Annotated in this window: 4 protein-coding genes and 2 pseudogenes; 5 read left to right on the top strand and 1 reads right to left on the bottom strand. The window is 37.4% G+C overall.

Annotation, left to right across the window (positions count from 1 at the left end; translation table 11 throughout):
- Positions 1–193, bottom strand: a 193-nt coding sequence (locus QUD05_RS33875) for a hypothetical protein (RefSeq protein WP_289800167.1), incomplete at its 3' end; no start/stop codon positions are given.
- A 378-nt stretch (positions 194–571) separates the two neighbouring features.
- On the opposite strand from QUD05_RS33875, the gene QUD05_RS34255 reads away from it, so the two are divergent.
- From QUD05_RS34255 to QUD05_RS33860, 5 genes and pseudogenes are all read left to right on the top strand, one after another.
- Positions 572–937 carry a chromo domain-containing protein gene (locus QUD05_RS34255; RefSeq protein ID WP_354666197.1) on the top strand — a complete coding sequence of 122 codons (366 nt, stop codon included), beginning with the start codon at positions 572–574 and terminating at the stop codon, positions 935–937.
- A gap of 4979 nt (positions 938–5916) precedes the next feature.
- Positions 5917–6513, top strand: coding sequence for a retrotransposon gag family protein (locus QUD05_RS33870; RefSeq protein ID WP_289800166.1), 597 nt, complete (start codon positions 5917–5919; stop codon positions 6511–6513).
- Between the two features lie 520 nt (positions 6514–7033).
- A pseudogene (locus QUD05_RS34250) lies at positions 7034–7308 on the top strand (pepsin/retropepsin-like aspartic protease family protein); the annotation flags it as partial.
- Positions 7303–8313 carry a reverse transcriptase family protein gene (locus QUD05_RS33865; RefSeq protein WP_354666198.1) on the top strand — a complete coding sequence of 337 codons (1011 nt, stop codon included), beginning with the start codon at positions 7303–7305 and terminating at the stop codon, positions 8311–8313. The pseudogene QUD05_RS34250 and the gene QUD05_RS33865, both read left to right, overlap by 6 nt.
- Positions 8314–8438: 125 nt before the next feature.
- A pseudogene (locus QUD05_RS33860) lies at positions 8439–8849 on the top strand (Ty3/Gypsy family RNase HI domain-containing protein); the annotation flags it as partial.
- Between the last annotated feature and the right edge of the window lie 1667 nt (positions 8850–10516).

Genomic DNA, 10516 nt, shown 5'->3' with positions numbered 1-10516 from the left:
AACTTGCTTTTCGCATTCGTAGTCGCGTTAATTCTTCGCGTTCCTGATTTGATAACACCGCAGCACGAGATGTTGCTGGTTTGGATAATGGCGCAGATTGTCCACTGGCAATACCAGCAGATAATAGTAAAGGTGAAAAGATAATAGCGCTTTTTACAAATAAAGCGAAAATAGCTTGATTTTTACTCTTCATAACAACCACAATCTTTTGGTCAGTTTTTGAAGCGGCGTGCCTCTCTCCAATCTATAACAAAATTAAGTAGTAATCTGGTGAAATATACTAAAGGATAGGCATTGAGTTCATCTTGTCACACCTGATATCTCAGTAACTACCTCTTTTGGTATATCTAATTTTTACCAAGAAAGGAGGGAAGGGGTAAAGGGTAAAGGGATGGATTTTTTAGAGTATGTATCTTTTCCCTTCCCCCAAATGGGTTTAAAGCCCCCTCATAAAATGAGGTCTTTAATTGGGGGAGGTCACAATCCTCCTCCAATTTCTTTTCCTTTACCCTTTTCCCTTTACCCTTCTTCGTCAAGGTTTCCCCTACAAAGGGTGTTTTCGCTTCAATAAATGGGAAAGTTGAATCCTTACGATTTATCGAACCTTTTCAAGATCCTCTCTCACGTGGGGAATGTTGCTTATCGCTTAGAGTTACCACCGAAATGTCGGGAATACATAACGTCTTTCATGTTTCTATGCTCCGAAAATACGAACCGGATCCGTCGCATGTCTTCGGTTGTTGAGCCGTTACCTCTTCGCGAGGATTTGACGTATATTGAGCGACCGATCCAGATTCTAGATCGGAGGGAGCAGAAGTTGAGGACGAAGGTTATTCCTTTGGTAAAGGTTTTATGGCAACATCATTCTTCCGAGGAGGCAACTTGGGAGCGTGAAGCGGAGATGCGAGACAAGTATCCTCACTTGTTCGAGCCTTGATGTATCTTATTTTCTTATTTCATCTGAATTTGAGGACAAATTCCTATTAAGGGGGAAGTTTTGTCACGACCCAAATTTCCTCTATTGTACGGAATTGTCCCAATTTCGTTGTAACCGCCTATATTTTATCAAAAAATTATATTTCTTCAAATTCTTCAATTTTCTAGCATTGATCAAGTATTTTGCAACCATGAAATTATATCGCCCAATATGAACAACAATTATTTCAAATGAACGCAAATAAACAAAAATTGCCAAAACTGCCTTATTTTTCCAACTTTGCGAAAATAGCCATAATTGCACCTAAAACTTGGAATTTTTCAAATTTGATATTTTTCTAATCATGGGATTAAAATAACATTATTTTTACTCAAATAATATCATAAAAATTTTAAATATTAATTTCGAACATTTTTCGCCAAAAATTGCGCAATTATGGGATTTTTCCAATTTTGTTGGAAATGGCATATAAACTTGGAATTTTTGTGATTTCTTATTTTTAGCTATATGGATAAATTATTTTAAGGGCAATCAACAATAAAAATCACCATGGGACCATCTTTCAAATTGTAATTTTAATTTTCCAAAATGTAGGATTCTTCCCAACACTTAGATAAAATTCAGTTCCATGTATTCTAACTAAGCTAACTATATAATTACCCATCTAACTATATCATTTTAAACCAATTTAATCAACTAACTTAGTTCCTTTAATTAAGGGATTTTATGTCCTTTAAAATATGGAAAAGTAAACTTAAATGAGTGAATTAATGGAGTTAGATGTGTGTTGTCACAATTATGGCCATTGATTAAATCAATGGCCAAGATCAAGTCAAACTAAATTAAATTAAATGAAAAATAAATACAATTTTTGTCTTTAAATTAAGAACTTCATCTTCTTCAATGAACATTTCAAAATATATGAAAAACCACCATTGATGCAATTTTCAAGCTCAAAATCACCCTCCAAACTTCATTTTCAAACCCTCCTTCTTTCACAAAAAATATTCCTTGTTTCTTCCTCTTCCCAATGAACCCTAAAATATATATATGTTATGTGAAACCCTCCAATCTTTCCAACTCAACTCAATCAAGCTAGAAGCAAGATTAAGCTATGGAAGCTTCAACAAATCATTTCCAAGTTTGGAAACTTAAAATCCAAGTAGGTGTTTCTTAATTTTATCATGTTTTTAATTATGTAGATAATTATATATACTTAAAAAAGTATTTAAAACACTAATATAATGTTTAAAAATATATTTTAAAACTTAGTTTCAATTTTGGAACCAATATGAAAAAAATTAGAAAGTTGGGATTTTTAAGGACCTAGAGGGTATGGACCTCTAGGAGCCCTTAAAATCCCATTTTTCTTCATAATACACTTTAAAATAATTATATATAATGTTATGTAAATTTTGGTAAAAATCGAAAAATAAAAACGAGAAGAATTTTATCCCATTGGACCTAAAAATGAGTATTTTTCTACCCAATATATATATTTTTATATATAATATAAATATTGAAAATATATTTATTATAATGCTCAAAAATAATATTATTATACCCTTTATGATTTTAGGACTATATATGATCTCTACTTTGTGCTCAAATTGTACACAAATCAAAAATTGGGAAAATACCCATCGGGTACTATTCATCAGATTTTTGGCATATATATATGGACTCCATTTTAGTGTATAACTCACCTCCTAAGTCTTGTATACCTTGCAAATAAACCAAAATAAATATATACAAAATAATTATAAGAAGAAGAAGAAGTAACTAGCTTGGAGCTTGAGTTTTGGGCCCAACCATAAGCCATATTCGACCAAACAGTGCACGGTACGACGATAGTGTACCAGCCTATTTGGGCTGGGTTTGAGTCCATGGGTGTGGGTAGTATGAGATAGTGGTATGGAGTTAGAGTGGGATAGGTGAGGGTGAGTTAGGAGTGAGATTGAGGAGTGAGTTTAGTGAGGAGTTTTGGGCCCAATTGAGGCCCACCCGAATCTGCCTGACAGCGATTCGGCCCATATGTTGGGGTGTTGGGGTGTAGATGTGTGGTGAGTGTAGGTATAGTGGTAGTAGTGTAGTGTAGGAGTGAAGTGTAGTATAGGAGTAGTAAGTAGTGAGTGTTAGGCCCAATTTAGAGGCCCAATGGTGGAGGAGCATAGGCATTTTGGCCATGCGTATATATATATATATATATATATATATATATATATATATATATATATATATATATATATATATATATGTATATATATATATATATATATATATATATATATATATATATATATGTATATATATATATATATATATATATATATTATATATATATATATATATATATATATATATATATATATATATATATATATATATACGTATATATATATATATATATATATATATATATATATATATATATATATATATATATATATATATATATACATATATACATATATATATATATATATATATATATATATATATACGTAGTCACATCAGATACTTAGGCCAATAGACCCATTAACCTATCGTAGGTAAACACACCATAAATATAACCTTATTTCTAAATATATGACACGCGACTAATTAAAATAAATCAAACACACAAAAGAAAATAAAATAAATATTTAAGGCTAACGGTACCTCACGCGTGACTTTTAATTATTAAGCGGACCCAATTGGTGCGAGGTACCCGTCACGCGCCTTAAAATCTAATTTCGAATTTTAATCCGATCATTATTTAATAAATAATTTAATCACCACGAATTTTAACGATGATTTTATTTAATTAATTAATTAATTATTAAGTCCAAAAATAATTAAATTAATTAATTTAACCCGCGTGAGCCCACGAGGCGCCCACTCGGGAGGGTTTAAGGCATTTTTTGGAAATTTGCCAAATGACCCGAATTGATTTAATATTTTAAATAGATGTCCAAAATATTAATATAATAATTCAATGATGAATATTTAATGAGATATGCGATCATAATCTCATTCGGGTACTATTTACCCACGTACTTGAATTTTAATTCAAGCGGGCCTAAGGCCCAATGGACTAAACAATTACTATCCCATTCAACTTATATGATATATAATTAATTAATAATGGGACAAACTATTATGTATATAATGTACATAGACATTATTCGTCATATTATATTATATATGGACAACTACGAGAACAACATAATGACACAGGTCTTAGTACCTTTCGCTTATGTGAACTTTATGTGCATTTTTAAATGTTAGTATTTGCACGCATAAACCACTAAAGGATATGATATTGATATTGATATTAAAATGAAATTAAATAAATATTGAAGTGGTATAGTGCATGGTACTAACGTGTGTGCGCAGGTGGAGGGGTATGGGGGCCGGTGAAATGTAACCGTCCTTGGTAACTTGGACATTGGTAGGGCCACTTGGCCACTATGGTTCCAATATTATTGGGCCACACCAACTGAGTTCACCATTCATTGATTGGGGTTTCATCCCAGCCTAACTTGCATTCCGTACTAGGACGCGTTAGGTATTGAGGAGATGGACTATTTTCCTTGGCTGGTACAAGCCTTGTGACTTTATATTAGGACTCGCCATCCCGACTACTTAGAACTCAGTTAGGTGCCAAGGGGTATATGATTCCTGGAGGCCTAACCCTCCCTCAACCATATATGATTACGGCTACCTCACTGTGTAGCTTGTGTTCTCCGGTCGCATCCCATACCCATTTTTCTTTTTACGACCTCTTGCGAAATGCCATCGGTCGGGCTAAGTAGCGGACATATCGTCTTGACAAACCTTGTCATGAGTACAAGGTAACGGACGTCCAGATATATTATATGATAAGTTATGTAGTGTCGAGCTGCATAACTGATATGTGTCATTGTTCATTACATGATTTATTGTGCTTGCCATATTTATTGATATCGTCGTGTGTTCATGCATGCATATTGATTTTTATATATATTATAGATTTATAATTTTGGAATACATATATATATATATATAGCTAAATATGTATGTGTTCTTGTTTGATTCTCATATTTAGTATTTACTATATGTATATATTTATACACATGATTATAATCTGCAAATGTGAATACAACCTCTTAAATTACCTAATTTGCAAAGTGAAAGATCCCTTAAATGATTATTGACCCCTACGTATTTTAAAATCATGATTTAATTAATAACACCTACCAGCCCTCGTTGTCATCCGGGCTGATACTGCATTATATGCACAACCTTTTTCTTTTGGTTGCAGATACGCGCATCATTCCAGTTATCCAGTTGTAGATATTCGGATCTTCCGTAGCAGCTTATTTTTGGTATAGTAAGTCATGGATCGCAGCACGATCAAGGTTAATATTATGCTTCCTTGGGGACCGTGACCACTCGTGTTATGGCGAGGTTATACGGGACGACCTCAATGAAACATAATGTTTTCATTATGTTAAATTATATTTTGTATAATTGGAACTTACCACTACTTTCCGTAATGTATTTTTGTAAACTCTAATATGTATATTTTGTAATATTGTATTTATATTTTCATAACAATATTTGTTTATGAACTGATATTATGCACGTGCAATATTATTGAATGATTTAAATAATGATATTGATTGAATATCGATTAGTGGGAATTCGGCTTGGCAATCGATCATTGATTTTATTATAAAAAAAAATTGAGGATTTCTAAGCCGGGTCCCCACAGCTTGGTATCGAGCACATGCATAAAATCAATCCATAACATGAGTGGTTCCCAAAAATATTTTCAAAACTTATATATATTATAACATTAACCGACCGTGACTTCCATTCGACTTTAGGAACTTCGTTGATCTCTTTTTCCTTTCTTCTTAGGAATTCGAGCTATGGCTCCTCGAAAGAAGAAAGGCCCCGAGCATAGTACATCTCGCAGAACTACGAGGGCGACGCAGCCCCGCACTCCAGAAATGAGAGCTAGTTCTCCCAGTATTTCGCAACCTTCTACGGGCGACCCCCGTATCGATCATCTTCTCACTGCACTTGAACAAGTTAATGAAAATATGAAGTTGCAGAATGATGCGATTTCGGGTGTTGCGAGAAGACAAGATGCCGCTGAGGCAGCTGCTATTCTCGATAGATCGGATGACAGAGGAAAGACTTTGGATCGCTTTCATAAACATTTGGATTATAAATTTAGCGGACTTCCAAATACTATTTCCGTCGATGATTGGGTGGAGAAGGTCGAGAACGTCTTTAAAGTACTTGGAGTTCGAGCTGAATTTAAAGTGTCTTTTGCCACGTACTCTTTCACGGACTATGCTCTTCGGTGGTGGGCAACAGAGGACCGTACTTGGAGAGAGAAAGGTCGTGATCCCACTTGGCATGAATTCAAAGTCATATTTCTGGATCGCTTTGTGCCTCAGGATTATCGAGAGGCAAGAATCTACGAATTTTTAGCATTAACACAAGGCAACATGACGGTTGATCAATATGATGCTAAGTTTAATGCTTTATCTAAATATGCTACTTATATCGTATCTACTCTCAGAAGCTCGAGCATATAAATGGGAACACGGGCTCGGACAAGATATTAAAGTTCAGGTTACGACTCACCGAGAGCGAGATCCTGTAGCTCTCTTAGCTGTAGCCAGAATAGCCGAGAAGAATTTAAGCAAGTCTACTAGTACTGCCATCGTTCCTGTATCACAGCCCCCGAGGCATAATATCGGGGAATCATCTTCGCACAAATCTCAACATCGATTTGTTCCTAAGTTCTAAGGGCATAAGGGTATGAAGAAGCACCACCAGAAGAAGGATAAGCGTAGTCATCAGAAGCCTATCACGGTTATACCCATCTCACGGGTCCGTGTACCGATGTTATTACTCATCCGTGCGGCATTTGTGGTCGTACGAATCATTTCGAGCGAGATTATTTTTCGAAGAAGGGTAAATGCTTTCATTGTGGCATTCAAGGCCATATCCGTTCTAACTGCCCACTAGCTGGCGAACAATCGGGGCAAAAATCAGAAGAATAAAGCTATAGTCGCAGCAGTTAATAGTAAACAAGCATCGACAAGTAATGCGATGGTGAAAGGTACAATTTATGTTGCCTTTACTAAGGCTTATGCTTTATTAGACCCTGGTGCAACTCATTCTTTTGTTTCTTCTAATTTTGCTTGTATGTACGAGATAGTACCTAGTACTTTATATACTCCTTTTATTATATCTACCCCTATGGGTAAAGATGTTATTAGTCATATTATATATAGAGATATCAAGATTCTTATCGACGCTCGAGTGTTGAAGGCCGACTGATACAACTCGAGATGTCGGATTTTGATGTAATTTTAGGTATGGATTGGCTCGGTCATCACTTTGCTCGGATGGATTGTCGTAATAAGATCGTGACTTTTCATAGTCCATCTAGTGATGTGATTACTTTCAGAGGAGACTGGTGTACATCTCCTGTAGTGATTATTTCTAGTATTCGTGCTCATCGACTTCTTATGGATGGATGCCAAGGTTACTTGGCAAGCGTTCATGATCTGCAGAAAGATGTAGTACAGTTAGCGGATATTCCAGTAGCTCGAGACTTTCTTGAAGTTTTTCCCGAAGAGCTACCATCTATACCGCCTGAGAGCGAGATCGAATTCGAGGTCGACTTGATGTCGGGAACGAGGCCAATTTCTTTAGCACCTTATCGAATGGCTCCGTTTGAACTTAAAGAGTTGAAAGCTCAATTAGAGGAGTTACTCGACAAAGGATTTATACGGCCGAGTACATCACCGTGGGGAAGTCCAGTTTTATTCGTGAAGAAGAAAGACGGTTCCTTACGTTTATGTATCGATTATCGACAGTTGAATCGAGTCACCGTGAAGAATAAGTATCCGCTTCCTCGTATCGATGAATTATTTGATCGGTTTCAAGGTTCTTCCGTATTTTCTAAGATCGATCTTCGGACCGGTTATCATCGGATACGAGTAAAAGATGCAGATGTAATGAAGACTGCATTTCGCACTCGTTATGGCCATTTTGAGTTCATTGTAATGCCGTTTGGTTTGACGAACGCACCGACAGTTTTTATGGCATTGATGAATAGGGTGTTCCAACCCTACTTAGATCGATTTGTGGTAGTGTTCATTGATGATATTCTCGTGTATTCTCGCTCGGATAGCGAACACGAAGAACACCTCGCGACCGTTCTCGGAGTTCTCCGTGAGCAACGACTTTATGCTAAGCTTAGCAAATGCGAGTTCTGGTTGAAGAGCGTGGCATTTCTAGGCCATGTGATTTCAGCAACGGGTATTGCAGTTGATCCTTCTAAGATTCAAGCGATCGAGAATGGGAGAGACCGACAACCGTGACAGATATTCGCAGCTTCTTAGGGTTAGCTGGTTATTACAGGAGATTTGTCGAGGGGTTCTCTAAGATCGCTAAGCCTTTAACTCGTCTCACGTAGAAAGATGTTAAATTCGTATGGGACGAGGCTTGCGAGAGCAGTTTCCAGGAGTTAAAGGATAGGCTTACTTCGACGCCTATTCTTGCACTTCCGGAGGGTAACGAAGGATTCATGATTTATAGCGACGCTTCACTTCGTGGTTTAGGATGCGTATTGATGCAGAATGGAAGAGTTATCGCTTATGCTTCGAGGCAGTTGAAACCTGCCGAGAAGAACTATCCTACTCATGATTTGGAGTTAGCCGCTATCGTTTTCGCTTTGAAGACTTGGAGGCATTATCTGTATGGTGCTCAATTTGAGGTTATGACCGACCATAAAAGCCTTCAGTATCTATTTTCTCAGAAGGAACTTAATCTAAGGCAGAGGCGATGGTTAGAATTAATCGAAGACTACAAAGTTAATATCGAGTATCATCCGGGTAAAGCCAATGTCGTAGGCTGATGCGCTTAGTCGAAAGTCTAGTCCGAGAGCTGTAATGGCTAGTATATTAGCGCAAGAATCAGCTTTAGTATCTTTAATTCATAACTGGCAACCGGAAGAACTGGAAGATGGCACTCGAGTGATGTTTGCAAACATTCGAGTTTATCCTCTTCTCCTTGAGAAGATTAAGGAGGCGTAAGTATACGATGCATTGGCTATTAAGTGGCGTGAGCTCGTCGATAATGAGGAAACAAAATCTTTTCAAGTTCGCAGCGATGGTGTTTTATTGTTCCAGGATCGGGTTTACGTACCCATTAATGCGAAGTTGAAGAGGTTGATTCTCGAGGAAGCCCATGCTACTCGTTACACCGTTCATCGGGTGTGACGAAAATGTATCAAGATCTTAAGAGGAACTTCGGTGGCCAGCAATGAAGAAAGATATAGCCGAGTTCATCGCTAAATGTCTCACTTGCCGGAGGGTTAAGGCCGAACACAGGAAACCTGGTGGATTATTACAGCCTCTTCCTATCCCTGAATGGAAGTGGGAAAATATAGCAATGGATTTTGTTACTTCTTTTCGAAAACTAGGGGCGGCCATGATGCGGTATGGGTCATTATCGATCGTCTTACCAAGTCGGCGCACTTTATTCCGATCGCGATGACGTATTCCTTGGATAAATTGGCAAGATTATTTATGGATATTATCATTCGTTATCATGGAGCTCCGGTATCGATTGTATCCGATCGTGATTCTAGATTCACTTCAAACTTCGGAAAGCACTACAGCGAGCCATGGGCAGTGATTTACTTATGAGTTCAACTTTCCATCCTCGAACCGATGGACAATCCGAGAGGACTATTCAAATTCTCGAAGATATGTTACGTGCTTGTGTCCTAGATTTTAAAGGCGCTTGGGACAGTCACATTCCATTGATCGAATTTGCTTATAATAACAGTTTTCAAGCGAGCATCGGGATGGCACCGTTCGAAGCTTTATATGGGCGTAAGTGTCGTTCGCCGATTTGTTGGGACGAGGTTGGTGAAAAGCAACTTTTAGGCCCCGAAATGGTTCGAAAAGATGCGGATGTGATTCAGTTGGTTCGTAAACGACTCTTGACTACGCAGAGTAGGCGAAAAGCTATGCAGATAAGAGGCGCAGAGATCTAGTTTTCGCGAAGGTGACAATGTTTTTCTCAAGGTTTCCCTACGAAGGGCGTTTTTCGCTTCGGTAAACGGGGAAAGTTGAATCCTCGATTTATCGGACCTTTCAAGATCCTTTCTCGAGTGGGAAATGTTGCTTATCGCTTAGATTTACCACCAGAAATGTCGGGAATTCACAGCGTCTTTCACGTTTCTATGCTCCGAAAATACGAACCGGATCCGTCGCATATTTTAGTTGTTGAGCCATTACCTCTACGGGAGGATTTGACGTATATTGAGCGACCGATCCAGATTCTAGATCGAAGAGAGCAGAAATTGAGGACGAAGGTTATTCCTTTGGTAAAGATCTTATGGCAACATCATTCTTCGAGGAAGCAACTTGGGAACGTGAAGCGGAAATGCGAGACAAGTATCCTCACTTGTTCGAATCTTGAGGTATCTTATTCTCTTATTTCATCTGAATTTGAGGACAAATTCTTATTAAGGAGGGGGAGTTTTGTCACGACCCAAATTCCTTTGTTGTACGG

It is taken from the genome of Nostoc sp. GT001, from assembly GCF_030382115.1.
Lineage (GTDB): Bacteria > Cyanobacteriota > Cyanobacteriia > Cyanobacteriales > Nostocaceae > Nostoc.
The sequence above is the reverse complement of the archived record's forward strand: the minus strand, read 5'-3'. Positions and strand labels throughout refer to the sequence as shown.

What these genes read in the sequence shown, in the direction of transcription:
- QUD05_RS34255 (WP_354666197.1), top strand. Translation starts at nt 572, where the DNA reads ATGGGAAAGTTGAATCCTTACGATTTATCGAACCTTTTCAAGATCCTC.
- QUD05_RS33870 (WP_289800166.1), top strand. Translation starts at nt 5,917, where the DNA reads ATGAGAGCTAGTTCTCCCAGTATTTCGCAACCTTCTACGGGCGACCCC.
- QUD05_RS33865 (WP_354666198.1), top strand. Translation starts at nt 7,303, where the DNA reads ATGGATTGGCTCGGTCATCACTTTGCTCGGATGGATTGTCGTAATAAG.